At 36.4% G+C, this 15,639-nt stretch carries 17 protein-coding genes and 2 pseudogenes; 6 read left to right on the top strand and 13 right to left on the bottom strand.

Translation table 11 applies throughout. The features are described 5' to 3' along the window. Positions 1 to 261 precede the first annotated feature (261 nt). Positions 262 to 1,176, bottom strand: coding sequence for a cation diffusion facilitator family transporter (locus GD441_RS14005; RefSeq protein ID WP_153127050.1), 915 nt, complete (start codon positions 1,174 to 1,176; stop codon positions 262 to 264). Between the two features lie 303 nt (positions 1,177 to 1,479). On the opposite strand from GD441_RS14005, the gene GD441_RS14000 reads away from it, so the two are divergent. Further along, complete coding sequence (locus tag GD441_RS14000; protein ID WP_153127049.1) at positions 1,480 to 1,857, top strand: FixH family protein; 378 nt, start codon at positions 1,480 to 1,482, stop codon at positions 1,855 to 1,857. Between the two features lie 100 nt (positions 1,858 to 1,957). On the opposite strand, the gene GD441_RS13995 is transcribed toward GD441_RS14000, so the two are convergent. From GD441_RS13995 to GD441_RS13975, 5 genes are all read right to left on the bottom strand, one after another. After that, a complete protein-coding gene (locus GD441_RS13995; RefSeq protein ID WP_153127048.1) occupies positions 1,958 to 2,098 on the bottom strand; it encodes a hypothetical protein in 141 nt (46 codons plus the stop codon). An 80-nt stretch (positions 2,099 to 2,178) separates the two neighbouring features. Continuing rightward, on the bottom strand, positions 2,179 to 4,278 hold the full coding sequence (locus GD441_RS13990) for a heavy metal translocating P-type ATPase (protein WP_153127047.1): 2,100 nt from the start codon (positions 4,276 to 4,278) through the stop codon (positions 2,179 to 2,181). A gap of 18 nt (positions 4,279 to 4,296) precedes the next feature. Further along, positions 4,297 to 4,620 (bottom strand): ArsR/SmtB family transcription factor, encoded by a 324-nt coding sequence (locus tag GD441_RS13985; RefSeq protein WP_153127046.1) that lies wholly within the window; start codon positions 4,618 to 4,620, stop codon positions 4,297 to 4,299. 92 nt (positions 4,621 to 4,712) lie between these two features. Continuing rightward, the gene (locus GD441_RS13980) at positions 4,713 to 4,982 is read right to left on the bottom strand and encodes a hypothetical protein (RefSeq protein WP_153127045.1); all 270 of its coding nucleotides are present in this window, start codon (positions 4,980 to 4,982) and stop codon (positions 4,713 to 4,715) included. Beyond that, positions 4,976 to 5,251, bottom strand: a complete 276-nt coding sequence (locus tag GD441_RS13975; protein ID WP_153127044.1) for a ZIP family metal transporter — start codon at positions 5,249 to 5,251, stop codon at positions 4,976 to 4,978. The genes GD441_RS13980 and GD441_RS13975 overlap by 7 nt, the downstream gene beginning before the upstream one ends. A gap of 423 nt (positions 5,252 to 5,674) precedes the next feature. Here GD441_RS13975 and GD441_RS13970 point away from each other — a divergent pair, with 423 nt between their 5' ends. Genes GD441_RS13970 through GD441_RS13960 form a run of 3 tightly spaced genes read left to right on the top strand, consistent with a single transcriptional unit; the run spans position 5,675 to position 8,028 of the window. Then, complete coding sequence (locus GD441_RS13970; RefSeq protein WP_153127043.1) at positions 5,675 to 5,926, top strand: FeoA family protein; 252 nt, start codon at positions 5,675 to 5,677, stop codon at positions 5,924 to 5,926. Beyond that, positions 5,919 to 6,647: a FeoB small GTPase domain-containing protein gene (locus GD441_RS13965; RefSeq protein ID WP_153127042.1), complete on the top strand. Its 729-nt coding sequence runs from the start codon at positions 5,919 to 5,921 to the stop codon at positions 6,645 to 6,647. The genes GD441_RS13970 and GD441_RS13965 overlap by 8 nt, the downstream gene beginning before the upstream one ends. Beyond that, the gene (locus GD441_RS13960; protein WP_153127041.1) at positions 6,625 to 8,028 is read left to right on the top strand and encodes a nucleoside recognition domain-containing protein; all 1,404 of its coding nucleotides are present in this window, start codon (positions 6,625 to 6,627) and stop codon (positions 8,026 to 8,028) included. Before GD441_RS13965 ends, GD441_RS13960 begins: the two co-directional genes overlap by 23 nt. Before the next feature lie 404 nt (positions 8,029 to 8,432). On the opposite strand, the gene GD441_RS13955 is transcribed toward GD441_RS13960, so the two are convergent. Next, on the bottom strand, positions 8,433 to 8,852 hold the full coding sequence (locus GD441_RS13955; RefSeq protein ID WP_153127040.1) for a hypothetical protein: 420 nt from the start codon (positions 8,850 to 8,852) through the stop codon (positions 8,433 to 8,435). A 281-nt stretch (positions 8,853 to 9,133) separates the two neighbouring features. Between GD441_RS13955 and GD441_RS13950 the strand changes: the two genes are divergently transcribed. Continuing rightward, the gene (locus GD441_RS13950; RefSeq protein WP_153127039.1) at positions 9,134 to 9,625 is read left to right on the top strand and encodes a PCYCGC motif-containing (lipo)protein; all 492 of its coding nucleotides are present in this window, start codon (positions 9,134 to 9,136) and stop codon (positions 9,623 to 9,625) included. A gap of 385 nt (positions 9,626 to 10,010) precedes the next feature. Here GD441_RS13950 and GD441_RS13945 read toward each other — a convergent pair whose 3' ends face one another. Further along, entirely contained in the window at positions 10,011 to 10,739 is a 729-nt protein-coding gene (locus GD441_RS13945; RefSeq protein ID WP_225434244.1) for a cytochrome c biogenesis CcdA family protein, read from the bottom strand. Then, a complete protein-coding gene (locus GD441_RS13940; protein WP_153127038.1) occupies positions 10,696 to 10,989 on the bottom strand; it encodes a YIEGIA domain-containing protein in 294 nt (97 codons plus the stop codon). Before GD441_RS13940 ends, GD441_RS13945 begins: the two co-directional genes overlap by 44 nt. 35 nt (positions 10,990 to 11,024) lie before the next feature. Here GD441_RS13940 and GD441_RS17685 point away from each other — a divergent pair. Continuing rightward, positions 11,025 to 11,108 (top strand): annotated as a pseudogene (locus GD441_RS17685) (hypothetical protein); the annotation flags it as partial. A gap of 472 nt (positions 11,109 to 11,580) precedes the next feature. Here GD441_RS17685 and lspA read toward each other — a convergent pair. From lspA to GD441_RS13915, 4 genes and pseudogenes are all read right to left on the bottom strand, one after another. Continuing rightward, positions 11,581 to 11,957, bottom strand: a pseudogene (lspA, locus tag GD441_RS17680) (signal peptidase II). Positions 11,958 to 12,069: 112 nt separating this feature from the next. Further along, on the bottom strand, positions 12,070 to 12,777 hold the full coding sequence (locus GD441_RS13925; protein WP_153127037.1) for a cytochrome c biogenesis CcdA family protein: 708 nt from the start codon (positions 12,775 to 12,777) through the stop codon (positions 12,070 to 12,072). Between the two features lie 23 nt (positions 12,778 to 12,800). Beyond that, a complete protein-coding gene (gene resA, locus GD441_RS13920; RefSeq protein ID WP_153127036.1) occupies positions 12,801 to 13,322 on the bottom strand; it encodes a thiol-disulfide oxidoreductase ResA in 522 nt (173 codons plus the stop codon). A 171-nt stretch (positions 13,323 to 13,493) separates the two neighbouring features. Beyond that, positions 13,494 to 15,638, bottom strand: coding sequence for a heavy metal translocating P-type ATPase (locus tag GD441_RS13915; protein ID WP_153127035.1), 2,145 nt, complete (start codon positions 15,636 to 15,638; stop codon positions 13,494 to 13,496). Position 15,639: the final 1 nt, after the last annotated feature.

Below are 15,639 nucleotides of genomic sequence, written 5' to 3'. Positions count from 1 at the left end.
TGTCGTCGTCGCACAGGTCTAATTGTCAATAAATTTCCAAATGGATGGAGTCACCTATAATTGGGTATTTACCTTTTTGGCTCTAAACAGAAAAAATAATAAAACTGAAAATTGCGACAATATTTATGCAACACTAGTGATGTAAAAATTTTTATTAAAAACCTGTTTCTTATATATAAATTTGTTGATTGTGACAAAAGGGTCATTGTAGGTTAGGAGTATAAAGAATAAATATTCCCCCTTTATTAAATAAAGGGGGTGTTAATTGCAAGTATCTGTTTCTGTACATTTTTTCGATTGTTCACCTTCTATTTGTATAGTGGAGTGTTGAATGCCAAAATGCTTCTGTAACATCGCTTTTGCCTCATATAACACTTGATCCCGGTCAATTCGAGAGTGAACGACAAGATGACAACTCAAAGCCGGGAAGCCTGAAGTAATCGACCATATATGTAAATCATGAACACTTGTGACTCCTGATAAAGACACCAATTTACTTTTTACTTCTTGCAAATCAATATGTACCGGTCTCCCTTCCATGAGAATATGGATAGATTCCTTCGTTACACGCCAGCCACTAATTAAAACTAGAACAGATACCAACACACTCGCAATCGGATCCGCAATATTCCACCCGAAAAATAATATAAGCAAGCCTGCTACAATCGCCCCAACTGATCCAAGTAAATCCCCTAAAACATGCAGGAAGGCGCTTCTTAAATTAAGGTTCTCATTCGTATCCCCCTTCGTTAAAATCCATGCAGCTAAAATATTAACAAGGAGTCCAATTCCAGCTATTGTCAACATTCCAAAACTCATTACTTCAGGTGGATCAAAGAAACGATGATAGGCTTCGTAGAATATATAGACAGAGATAAGTAAAAGGGTCACTCCATTCAATAATGCGGCTAAAATTTCAAATCGTTTATACCCATAAGTTTTCGTTTCATTTGCTTGCTTTTCTCCTATCTTTAGGGCTAAAAGACTTAAACCCAATGCCGCTGCATCGCTTAACATGTGTGCCGCATCGGATATTAAAGCAAGACTGTTTGTTAAAATCCCACCTATAAGTTCAACAACAAGGAATGAGAAAATGAGAAAAAAACTAATTAGCAATGCTCTTTTATTCGTATGATGTACATGAGAATGACTTCCGTGACCATGATGATGTCCCATATTTGAGCCTCCTTTTTGCTTTATTCTTCTTTTGAATTTATCTTATTATTCAATAGGTTTCTCTCTTTCCAAATGCATTTCATTAAACAATAGCAACAAAAAATTCACATATTCGCCATTTTATAACCTTTATATTTTACATAATTCAGAATGTGTGATTTATGAATATATATTCATTGACTGATGTTACCTTGTGCATAGGAATTTCTTTATTGTTGTTTTTTGTTCACATTCCATAATAAAACAAAGACATCTTATGAAGTAAAATAATATAAGACATTGTTGGCTTGGGGAGTGTTAGAAATGAAAAAGTTATTAGGGTTGGCTTTAATAAGCCTTTTTGTACTTGGAGGATGTAGTCAGGAAAATGAAGTACCAGAATTGATTGAAGTAAAATTTAAAACAATTCCAGAGACTATAAAAGTTAATGAAGAGGTGGAAGTAGTCGCCACTGTTACTCAAGGAACAGAAAGAGTAGAAGATGCTGATGAAGTAAAATTTGAGATTTGGAAAGAAGGACAAACAGAAGAACAACATAAAAAAATTGAAGCCAAGCACACTAAAAATGGTGAATACAAGATTACTTATGTCTTTAAAGAAACAGGGAAGTACTATGTAATTTCACACACAACGGCCAGAGGAATGCATAATATGCCTAAAAACGAAGTAATTGTAAAGTAAAAAAAGCATCGTTAAAGATACTTCAGCTTGTCGATTTTGTCGACAAGCTGAAATTTCCTTTTTTGGAAGAAACATATTACTTTACACTTTTTACTTTCCGTTATAACAGAACACCTTTAAGGTTTCTTGCCATACTCGCTCTAGATAATACCTTCTCTACTTGAATGCCTTTCTTTTTAAACTTTTTAATGATTTGTTCTATACTCTTTTTCACTTTCGATTCCATTTTTTCTTGTTTCATCCGTTTTCCCACCAATGGTTAATCTTTAGCAATTTTATTCTATGCATGCATCAAATACATCTAAGTTTTCCATTGAAAACTTAGATTCTTATTTCATGTTCTTTATTCTCCCATAAAATCGTTAAGCTAATTACAGTAACTAAAATAGTGGCACCCATATCGGATAAAATGGCAATCCACAGTGTAAGCAGGCCCGGAATAGTGAGTAAAAGAGCTAATAATTTGAGACCTAATGCAAGGGAAATATTTAATTTGATAATACGATTTACTTTTTTAGCAGTTCTTATAGCGCTCGGTAGTTTTCCAAGATGGTCTTGCATTAAAACGATGTCTGCTGTTTCAATTGCGCTGTCAGTACCTTTTCCCATTGCAATGCCTAAATCGGCTGTTGCTAAAGCAGGTGCATCATTGATACCGTCACCAATCATCGCCACTTTGCCTTTTAACGCTAATTCTTTTACCTTTTCCACCTTATCTTCTGGTAATAGATTGGCGTAATACTCTGTCACTCCTACTTTTCGTGCCACTTTCTCTGCTGTTTTTTGATGGTCTCCCGTCAGCATCACTGTATGTTGAATACCCGCTTGATGCAGCGCCGCAATTACGCTTTTACTTTCTTCTCTAATTTCATCAGAAATTCCGACTAGCCCCATCACTTGACGTTCATCAGCAAGTAACACTAACGTCAAACCTTCTTCTTTCATTTTCTCAATATCTGTTTTCACATTCTCTGTTATGTGTAAATGTGAAATACTTTTCTCATTCCCCACCCAATATCGTTTACCTTGAATAAGCGCGACGATTCCTTGTCCAGAAACCGTTTCGATTTCTTCCGGATCATGTAAAGCGACTTCTGTCTCAACCACTTTTTTCATAATTGCTTTTGCCAACGGATGGGATGAATGTTTCTCAATCGAACCGATAATCCGATAAAATTCATCTTCGTTCTCTATATAAACCGTTACTTTTTCAACATGCGGCTCTCCTTTTGTAAGAGTTCCAGTTTTATCGAAAGCAATCGTATTAATTTTTCCTAACTGCTCAAGAAACACTCCACCTTTCACAAGAATCCCATTACGGGCATTTCTTGTAATCCCAGAAACAATCGCAATAGGTGAAGATAAAATTAACGCGCATGGACACCCCACAATCAAAACAGCTAAACCTTGATAAAACCATTTGTTCCATTCAGCACCAAAAAATAGCGGAGGCACCACCATGACTAAAACGGCAACAATCATAATCAGAGGGGTATAATATTTAGCAAAACGATTGATAAACAGTTCCGTTGGTGTTTTTGTTTCCTGCGCTTCCTCGACTAAGTGTAAAATTTTAGCTAAAGATGAGTTTTCATATGATTTCGTAATCTCAATTTTCAAAATCCCTTCGTTATTAATACTTCCGCCAAATACCGTCTCTCCACTTGCCTTTTCAACAGGTAACGATTCTCCTGTAATGGCAGCCTCGTTCACTGAGCTTTTACCTTCCACAACTACTCCATCTGAAGGAATTTTTTCTCCGGGTTTTACTAAAACAATATCCCCTGCTTGAAGGGACTCAATAGGAACCACTTTCTCTATTCCATCCTTCAACACTGTCGCTTGCTTAGGGGCTACTTCCAACAATTTCTCCATCGATTTTCTGGCTTTTTCCATTCCAATACCTTCAAGATATTCATTTAATCCAAAAAGAATGGCAACAACCGTTGCTTCTTTCCACTCGCCTATGGAGACGGCCCCAATTAATGCCACGGTCATCAACGTATCAATATTGAATTTCAGTTTAACCAAATTTTTCAAACCTTTGAAAAACGTCTGATATCCGCTAATAGACATAGCGATTAAATATAAACTGATCACTAAAAAACTGTTAGCCTGTTTCTCCAGAAAAAATGCTATAAAATATAAAATAGTCGAAGCAATAAGCAAAAACTTTAAATTGATACCTTGATGATGTGAATGCTCATGTCCGTGATGATGGGTATGAGTTTTTTCAATAAATGCTCCGTCTTCTGATAAAATTTTTTCCACTTGTTCTAAATTAGCTTTTTCATCAATTTTTAGTTTTCCTGTATTATAATTTAGTGTTGCTGTTTCTCCATGTTCTAAACTCCGAATTTTCTTTTCGATTTCAGCGGCGCAATGGGCACATGACAAACCTTTTATTCGGTATTCCTCCATGATAAAATCCCTGCCTTTTTAATGATGTCTCGCGTGATCAATTGTTTGTTTTAGAATATTCATGACATGTTCATCGTCATTAGAATAATACAGCGTCGTTCCAGCGCGTCGGTATTTAACAAGTCGCAAGTTTTTTAGAAAGCGCAATTGATGTGACACAGCTGATTGTCCTAATGACAATTCTTCAGCAATTTCGCTCACTGAACATTCCTTTTGCGATAGTAAATATAAGATTCTAATTCTCGTAGGGTCACTTAATGCTTTAAACGTTTGTGAGACAATAAACAAAGTTTCCTCATCTAACTCTTTATCAACAGATTGTGTGTGATTAAATTCATCCATAATAAACACCCCCATTAATTTAATATATGAACATGTATTCATATATTCTACAAAAAAAGTATCACATCATTATTTAAAATGTCAAACAATATTTAATGAATAAGTAATAAAAACATATAAATAAATAATAAACCAAGCAATGCATACAAACAAAATTCATGAAAACTCATTTTCTTTTTTGCTCTCCATAAGATTTCATGGATTGTCACAAACGTTAAAGTGCCAATCGTCCCTCCGAACAAGAGAGTGTTGATTTTATTAGAATGATCTCCAATTAGAAATCCGACAAAAATGCTTGCACCAAGAACAACAGCCAAAAAAACAGCGCTAATTACAAATATTAAAGATGGATATTCTACCAATACATCGAACCCATTAGTGCCATTCCTTCAGGGATATGATGAAGAATTAATGCGGCTAACAGTGGAGAAAGAGAAAACGATTCGTCTTTCATCGCAGCTCCTAATGCCAAGCCGGTTGGCAGGTTATGAATGCCAATTGCAACAAGCAGAAGCACAAAAGAATGCATATACTCTAATCTTCTATTGGCCACATTTAAATTTTTATGTAATAGTTTCTCAGCAATAACCATCATTAATATACCGGCTAATATTCCTAAGACAATTCCCATCCCCCTGTACTGTATAAAATTTTCTGGAAGCAATCGAATAAAATTAAACCGAGCAACAAACCACCGCAGAAAACGAAAATCCGCTCTATCTTCATTCCTAAAATAAAACGGAATAAAAAGCTGAAAATTCCCCCAAAGTAATTATAAAAATGGTAATGATCGGAACAACTAGTATTGTTCTTTCTTCCATGATGTCACCCTTCCTTTTGTCCATATTCATTTTCATCTATCCTTATGCATGAATTTAGCAAAACACGTCTTTTCAACATAAAAAACACCCTTTTCTTTCCGCCTTCCTGCACTAAATTTGTACAAGGTCATTTCCGTTGACAAAAATCAAACTAGTGCATATGATATGGGTGAAATTTGGTTTAGGGAAAAATTATGAGTTAAAGACAAATTGTTGTCTGGAGGTAAAATATGATGGATTCTACCAAACTTGTTCCACTTTCTAATTGTAGTCCCGGTCAAAAATTCAAAATTGTACAATTGGAGCTCATTGGTACGATGCGGTATAGATTGCTTGATTTAGGTTTTGTTCCCGGAGCAGTTATCAGTGTGCAACAAAAAAGTCCACTAGGAGATCCCACCGCTTTTCGGGTCGACAACACAATGATTGCCTTGCGCGAAGAAGAAAGTAGCAAAATATTTGGGGAGGTCATAGAGAATGACTGAAGACAAAGAATGGCGTATCGCTTTGGCTGGAAACCCGAATACAGGCAAAAGCACATTATTCAACGCATTGACCGGTCTACGACAACATACGGGGAATTGGCCCGGAAAAACGGTTGTTCACGCTGAAGGCTCTTTTACCTATAATGATAAAACTTATAAAATCATTGATTTGCCCGGAACTTATTCTTTATTGTCTAATTCGGCAGATGAAGAAGTCGCAAGAGATTTTATTATATTTGAAAAGCCAGATGTAACTATTGTCGTTCTTGATGCTACCGCTCTTGAACGCAACTTAAACTTAGCTTTACAAGTGCTTGAGATGACAGATCAAGTCATTGTCTGTATTAACTTAATAGATGAAGCTAGAAAAAAAGGAATCGAGATTAATAAATCATTATTAGCCAAAAAATTAGGTGTTCCAGTTTTGACAATATCGGCACGTAACGGTGAAGGAATCGATGAACTTTTGAAAACAATTGACCTAATGGTAAAGGGGAAAATTAAAACAAATCCAATTAAAATCCAATACAGTCCAGACATCGAAGAAAAAATCGCTAAATTAATACCATTAGTAACCAAATTATTCGGAACCGAGTATCCGGCAAGGTGGGTTGCTTTACGTCTATTAGATGGAGATCACAGTCTTTTAGATGCGTTGAAGCGGGACTATCATTCATCAGTAAGGAGGTTGACAGCAAATGGATACCCATGCAGCTGTTGATCGCGAAAAAAGTTTTCAAGAATTAGTGAAATATGCAGAGTCTTTATCAAATGCCCAGACTCGTGACAGAATTGTTAGTCACATTTTTCAAACAACGAAAAAGATTTGTAATGACGTAGTTTCATACAATCAAAAAGAAAAGCCAGACCCAACGGAAAAACTAGACCGAATTTTTACATCAAAAATTTGGGGATTTCCTATTATGCTGGCAATGTTGGCAGTTGTCATCTATATTACCATCGCTGGAGCCAACATTCCATCGTCCATGCTAGCGAATTTCTTTGGTTGGTTGGAAGGATATTTGACTTTAGCATTCAAAGCTATTAATGCGCCAGACTGGCTGTATGGTATTCTCGTTTTAGGTTTATATCGCGGTACAGCATGGGTTGTGAGTGTTATGCTGCCGCCAATGGCTATTTTCTTCCCGATTTTTTCTTTATTGGAGAATTACGGTTATTTGCCTCGTGTCGCCTTTAACATGGACCGTTTATTTAAAAAAGCAGGTGCGCATGGAAAACAATCACTTACGATGGCAATGGGATTTGGATGTAACGCTGCGGCGATTATGTCCACTCGAATTATTGAATCTCCTCGCGAACGAATGATTGCCATTTTAACGAACAATTTCGTTCCTTGCAATGGGAGATGGCCGACGCTCATTTTATTATCGTCCCTTTTTATGGCGGCAAGCTTTACAGGCGAGCTAAGTACGATGGTGACAGCGGCTGTCGTAGTCGGTATGGTTCTCTTTGGTATCGTTGTAACGTTATCCGTTTCGTGGATTTTATCAAAAACCGCATTAAAAGGAATACCAACCCACTATACGTTAGAATTGCCTCCTTACCGCAATCCTAAAATTTGGAATACTATTGTTCGGGCAACGCTTGATAAATCGTTTTATGTACTGAAACGTGCCGTGACTGTTGCTGCACCAGCGGGGGTTTTAACTTGGATTTTAGCCAATACGTACATCGGCGATACAAGCATTTTGCTTTCCATCGTTCACTTTTTAGATCCGTTTGCGAAAAGCCTAGGGCTTGACGGTTTTATTCTTATGGCATTCATATTAGGATTGCCGGCGAATGAAATTGTTTTGCCGATCCTTCTCATGGGCTATTTATCAACAGGAGCATTAACAGAAATTGAAGATATGAGTACATTAAAACAAATTTTTATTGACCACGGCTGGACTTGGTTAACGGCATTAAATACAATGTTATTCTCTTTGTTACATTATCCTTGTGGTACAACACTAATTAACATTTATAAAGAAACAAAAAGTAAGAAATGGACATTTGCTGCTTTTGCCATCCCTACTGTTTTAGCAATAACTATCACGTTTTTTATCAATCAAATTGTTCACGCTTTAGGCTTAATTTAGTTAATTAAGAAGCTAACTTATTCTTATTTGGATCTGTCTCTCTTTAATTATTACCAGATATTATTGGAGAGAGAACAGATCCTTTTTTCGTATCTCTAGTACCTCATATCCTTTGTAGCGGCTATATGTTGTGCTGTTTCAAAATGCAAGTACCAACTGTTCACTTACAATAAAGTTATTTAATTTTAATATCCCAAACACTCATAACACCGTTCGATTTTCGAACGGTGTTTAAAATATAGTTATTTAATTTCTGACTTAAATACTGCAATGTTTCGGAAAAACACTAACAAAAAAGTTGTTTAAAAAACCTCTGCCTCCTTCAACTATCCTGCTTCGTTACTTGAATAAGAAAAAGACTCTACTCCTTATTGAAGTAAAGCACGCTTTAATAAAAAAGGTTATTATTTTACTTTTATCGGAAATGCATAAATCGCATCTCCCTCTTCCCAACTAGCATGAATAACGTAAATAAAAGATCCTGCTTCTTTCGGAAGGATTATTGTGTTATTAGTTACCCTTTCAAAGTTTACATCATCATTTTTCCATATTCCTGCTTCTATGCCTGACGGCTGGTATCCAAAATTAATCAGCATCTTTGATTTAGACGGAACTACATTAAAATCCATTTCTTCTACAAGATCAGGTGGGGCAATAGCATCTGCATCAACTGCTCGACCATTCTCCGACCAAGAATATGTTCCAATTTTATAATCAATCTCTTTACCATCTACGGTTAAAGATGGTTTGGGTGGCTCCAATTCACCTAACTGACACCCTGCCATAAAAATCATGATAATGAATAATGACAATATCCTTCTCACACATAATTCCTCCTTAGTAAATAAAACGATTATTGAAGGGATTTGTTTCAAAATAGCAAAAGATCAATTTCCTTCTTCAACTATACTGCCCCGTTTAGTACAATAAGGAATTTAAACGACTTTTTAATTTTTTAAACAACATTTTTGTTAATTGAACATCTTTTTTGTCACTCAACACCAACTAAAAAGTTTTTCCTTGTTTTAAGAAAACGTGTATAATAGAGACGTATCTTTTATGAATATATGTTCATTTATTAATTTTATTGTCAGGAGGATACAAAATGGTAAGTTACAGAAAACTGTTCCCTATTACATTATTAAGCACTCTCCTAATTGTTGGTTGCTCTAATTCGCTACAAGAATCAGGAAACAACAAACAAGGACATCAACAAACAGTAAGCAGAGATATTGTAGAAGAAACAAAAAGTATCGAGGTTCTACCAAGTTTCTTGGATGATAAACCGAAAGAAATGAAAAACTTATACGTTAGCGCAGCGAAAAATAGAGAATTACTTGAAAATATTCCGTGTTATTGCGGCTGCGGTGAATCTTCTGGTCATAAAAATAATTATGATTGCTTCGTATTTGAAAATAAGAAAGACGGCGCAATTATGTGGGATGATCATGCTACAAAATGTGGAGTTTGTCTAGAAATTGCAGCAACTTCCATTCAAGATTATCAAGAAGGAAAATCAATAAAAGAGATTCGAACAAAAATTGATGAAGCATATAAAAATGGATATGCCAAACCGACTCCAACACCTAATCTGTAGGACTCCTTTGGAAAAAGTAACATAAGAAGAGACAGCTGATTGAACGTCTATATGATGTTTATACTTGTTCAATTAAATTGTTTTCAATGAAAGAGGGTATCCTTAAATCGGATACCCTCGATTTGATTACGCTATGTCTTATATGACATTCTTTCTAACTCTATTAATCTGCAATCAATCTGGTGAACTTTCTTATAAATTTTTTTGCATTAATGTTTGTTGGTACATCCAATGTCCCATTTCTTCCATAAATTATTGTTCTACTTCCCATTCTTGTTCTTCTTTTTAATTTTTTTCCGAGCGATAATAATAGAGTAAGGGAAAGGCGGATTTATAACGTTAATAAAATTAGTGTCACGAAAAGTTATGAAAAGTATCAAAGCCATTATTCAAATAAAAGAAAAAAGAGTCCAATAAGAATTAATCCCATCCCCAATACTTTATTAAATACATAATGCCAACGGCTGATCCATTCTATTTGCTTCATAACTCTGGTCACCCATTCGATAAGTAGGAAAATAAGGCTATGTCCTATTCCGTAAGCAAAAAGCAATAGTCCACCCAAGACAATAGAACCTGTAACTGTCGAGTAAGCAAGCATGGCTAATATCATAGGTGTCCTGCATGGAGAAGGGGTAAGACCAATCAAAGTTCCAAGAGAATAGGCTCTGATTAAAGGATGGCGATTTTTTCTATCTTTTTGTGTTTTAGGTTTTGAATAAAAAGCCACGATATGAAACGGGAAGATATGGATCAACCTCAAGCCGACCATGTAACAACCTAATAAGATAAATATCATAGCTAATAAGTTGTAAAACACATAACCATATTGTTCATTCAAACTAAGAATCCGTTCTCCAAAAAAGCTGCTTATCACACCAAGGAAGGTAAGCGTAATGGAGAAAGAAAACATCATGGTCAAAACAGAAGAAAAATGGCTCTTATTCTTTGCATTGTTCTGAAAAGCGATGACACCGGAAGCCATTCCTAACATACAAGGATCAAAACTGGTGATAAAACCTGCTAATACACTAATAAGTAATGCAATGGAAAACTGATACTCTGCCAATTCATGTATGATTTTCGTTGCCCATTCCATCCCATTCCATCCCATTCCATCCCATTCCCCCCTTTTGTACAAGTTTATTGGGGAATGCCGCACAAAATACGTAAATAATAAAGGTTACAGCAACAAAATTTTTAGTCATAATTGCTGGAATAGCCGCTGCACATAGAGCTACGGCTACAAATTCGGTTACCAGATGTATTAAATATTCGTTTGGGTATCTTGGATATTGTCGATAATCTTCTTTAATGGTTATAAGCCGAGCAAAAAAGCTTACCATAAACGCCGCTGTTATCATAAGAACCAAATGCTTCCGATGAAAAATCGGAATGCTTTTATCAATATGAATGCCAACAACCTTGGAAAGTCAAAAAAGCTATTCATGAATATATCAAATTTTATAATGGAACAAATTGAACAGCCTTTCTCCTGTGAAATATCGGAGAAAGGCTGCATAGACTTTCTTTTATTCTGTCTACTTGACAGGTGTAATACCATTCACATTTGGAGCGACCCAATTAAAATGAAACAAGAATGAAACACTTCCTAAATAGAACGTACGACTACCTTGGATTGTTGGAGGTGTTTTTTGTATAGGCACAAGAGTTCATTACTCTCATAAGGTTTAAGTAGAAAACCATTAAAATGAAACAAACAGACCATAATAGCAAGAAAGAACATTAGAGAATAATAAGACAGAAATCAATACACGGATAATATGGTTACAGTATATGTACTTTTCAACATTTAGCTCAAGAGAAAATCAATACCGCCAATATGTCTCACAAAGGAAACCGCACATTGATAGTGATAGAACTGCTTCATTTCACATTAAAGATTGAAACACGATTCATATGAATACAGACAATTAAAGCTCGAAGCAAGGTTACTAGTCAGACGTACCTGTACTCCTAAAATCTTTATATGAAGCAATAAACATGAGTATAACCCCCGATACAAGGAACACATCTGCGGTGTTAGAAATTGGATAGTTGATAATCCTTATATCAAAGAAATCTACAACTTCACCAAATAGTAACCTGTCAATTGCATTTCCAATGGCTCCCCCAATGAACAAGCCTATGGCATAACGTGTCCATTTATTAGTAATATGGCGGGCATACATCCATAGACAGTTACTAATGCTAACGAAACAAGAAGCCAACACCGCCCAGCAAGCATCCCCCACCAAGCAGTTCCAGTGTTCCGATGTGAGGTAAAATGCAAGAAATCGCCCGCAAGGATAATAGAATCTCCAACCTGCATATAAGTTTTGACCATAAATTTGATAAATTGATCAATCAGTATAGCTAGAAGTGCTACTAGATACAATAATAATCCTCCCCATATTGAACTGTTAACTCCCCTGTTGTTTATATCAAAATCCTGTAAAACCACCCATTAAGCTGGAGAAGAACGTAATAATCTTAGTGAGCCAGTCAAAAAAGAGCAAGATACCCATCACGATCATAATACTTCCTCCAACTTTTTGAAACACTACATTGGATTTTTGAATCCATTTTAGTTTTCCGATGAAAAATGACATTACAAAAAAAGGAATGGAGAACCCTAATACATATAGAAGCATATATGCCATTGCGGAATTAGGATTTGTTGCCGCTAAGGCAATCACCGATACTAGTATAGGCCCCGTACAAGGAGTCCAACCCGCTGCAAAAGCAGTTCCAATAAACATAGAACCAATATATCCAGATGGTTTATTTTGAAAGGTATATTTCTTGTCTTTCATCATGAAACTAGGAGTAAAGATGCCAAGAATGACTAAACCAAATACGATAATCAGAATCGCTCCTAATTGTCGGATTAAGTTTTGGTAGTTTGTAAAGATGTTCCCTATTAAGGAAGCACTAAAACCAATAGCGATAAAGATTATGGAGAATCCAAGTAGGAAAAACAAAGTATGAAGGAATGCCTTGCGCTGCAATAAGGCATTCTCTTGCTTGATTTCATTCACCGATACACCAGTTATATAGGATAAAAAAGCTGGGTATAAAGGTAAGCTACACGGCGAAATAAATGACAATGCTCCTGCTCCGAATGCTAACCAAATTGTAAGATCGCTCATTCCTTAATTCTCCTTTTTTATAATCATGGAGTAATCAGTTTCATGCTTTCCTCTATTTGTTGCAAGGTCATTCCACCTATAAAAATCTTGACTACCTTCCCATTTTTATCGATTAAATAAGTGGCAGGGATAGGGCCTACGCCATAGGCATTAAGCACCTGACTCCCTTTATCAATCATTATTGGAAAGGACAAACCATAACGATCTCTAAATTGTCTAACAGCTAGTTCTGTTTCATCCACGTCAACTGCCAAAATTTCTACGCCTTTGGCTTTATATTTCGGGTACAGTTCATTCATGTATGGCATCTCTTTTTCACAGGGCTTGCACCATGTCCCCCAAAAGTTTAAGAATATCCCTTTTCCTCTATAATTGCTTAATTGATGTTTTTTTCCCTCCAGATCAGTTAAAATAAAATCCGGTGCTATTGATCCTACTTTCACCTTTTCCTTACTAACAAAAAAATTGATATATATTGTATAGCCTAGAGCACTTAATAATACAATCAGGATTAAAGTTCGTAGTATCAATCGATTCTTCTTCATATTTCCCCACCTTCGAAGCTATAGTTGTATATTCCGGCAAAAGAGGCTGTCTCATAAGGGTCTGACCTCACGTGCGTTTAACAATATATAGCTCATTGATTCAACATTATGTCCTATATATTGTGTTGTGGGGTCTGACCCTTGGCTTTTGAGACAGCCTACGTAAATTAGCTATTCTTTAACCCGAATTAATCTCATGCTATTTAACGTAACCAATACTGTAGCACCCATATCGGCTAATATGGCCAGCCATAAATTTAGAAGTCCTAATACAATGAAGATTAACGCCAGTGCTTTTAAACCTAGGGCAAAGGATATGTTTTGTTTAATAATTTGTAACGCTTTACGACTAAGCTTGATTGTATATGGCAACTTACTTAAATCATCTGCCATTAACGCTATATCAGCTGTTTCTAAGGCTGTATCGGTACCCGCTCCACCCATTGCTACACCGACAGTAGCTGCCGCTAAAGCAGGGGCATCGTTAACACCATCGCCGACCATTGCGACTTTACCATATTGATCTCGCAACAATTTTATAAACTCTAACTTATCTTGAGGCAATAATTCTGCTTGTATTTCAGATACTCCCAGTTGTTTGCCAATTGCAAGTGCTGTTCCTTTATTATCACCCGTCAACATAACCGTTTTTTGAATACCAATTTCATGGAGTTTTTGAATAACGCTCTTACTTGTTTCACGTACTTCATCCGCTACCGCAATGAATGCGAGGGCTTCTTGATCTGTTCCAAGAACCATCACTGTTTTTCCTTCATTCTGTAAGGCAAGGATTTGTTGCTTCATTTCTTGTGAGACTGCAACATTTTCTAACTCTTCAAATAGTTTCGAACTTCCGATGTAGTATAATTTCCCGTTAACCAGTGCTTTTACACCTTTACCTGTAATGGACTGGAAGTCTTCAACTTGATAAGAAACAAAGTCGATATTTTTATTCTCTGCGTAACGTAAAATCGCAGATGCAAGAGGATGCTGAGAGCCATATTCGATAGCAGCAGCTACAGCTGTTAACTCTTGCTCACCTTTACCTCCGAACACAATAAAGTCTGTAACTTCTGGGACACCTCTTGTAAGAGTACCGGTCTTATCAAATGCAATAACAGATAGGTCACCTGCTTGTTCTAAGTGAATGCCACCTTTAATTAGTACCCCATTCTTAGCGGCGTTACCAATGGCTGTTACAATTGACAACGGAGTCGATATAACTAAAGCACACGGACACCCAACAACTAATAATGTTAAACCTCGATATAGCCATTCATACCAATCTCCACCGGTAACCAATGGAGGAACAATTGCAAGGAGAACTGCTGCGCCCATGATGGCAGGAGTGTAATATTTGGCAAACCGGTCAACAAACGCCTGAGATGGGGCTCGTTCCGCCTGAGCTTCTTCAACTAAATGTATAATTTTTGCGATTGTTGTATCTTCAACTCGTTTGGTAACGCGAACTTCTAACAATCCTTCCTCATTTAAAGTGCCGGCAAACACTTCATCGTCAACTGTTTTTGTAACAGGAACGGATTCACCTGTAATAGCAGCTTGGTTTAGCGCAGAGGTCCCTTTTACAATAACACCGTCCATAGCTAACTTCTGTCCGGGTTTGACGATCATAATATCTCCGACCTCAATATCATCTACAGGAACCATCATTTCCTGTCCATTACGACGTATTAAAGCCTCTTTCGGTGCAATATCCATTAAAGATCGAATTGATTGACGAGCTTTATCCATGGAATACCGTTCTAGCGCCTCGCTAATAGCAAAGAGGATGACAACAATAGCCCCTTCACTCCACTCTCCAATGATAGCGGCACCTATAATAGCGACAGTCATGAGGGTATTCATGTCAAATTGGAATCGAACAAGATTTTTGAGTCCTTTTAGGAACAAAGAGTACCCACCAATTAAGATTGAAGCGGCAAATCCAATGATTGCAAATAAGCTATCTTCTCCGTAGGTCCATGCAAACATATAGCTAAGAGCCAATAACAGAGAAGAGACGATGACATTAATATTTTCTCTTTTTTTCCAAAAAGGTACCTTCTCTTCTACTCTTCGATTGTTTTCAGGGATTACCTTCAGATTTTCAAATGCACCTGCTTTCTCTAATTCCTCAATTGATGTTTCTCCCACTACAGTAATTTTAGAGGCACCAAAGTTAACTTTAGCATCTTTCACACCGGGGAGTTTTTTGACATTATCTTCAAATTTGGCCGCACAATTGGCGCATGTAAAACCTTGAACACGATAAACAGTTTTATTATTGTCTAGCTCTTTTCCTTGTGCTTTGCTCATC

Origin of the sequence: Peribacillus tepidiphilus, assembly GCF_009466385.1 — a bacterium.
In the GTDB taxonomy this organism is placed as follows: Bacteria; Bacillota; Bacilli; order Bacillales; family DSM-1321; genus Bacillus_BN; species Bacillus_BN tepidiphilus.
The sequence above is the reverse complement of the archived record's forward strand: the minus strand, read 5'-3'. Positions and strand labels throughout refer to the sequence as shown.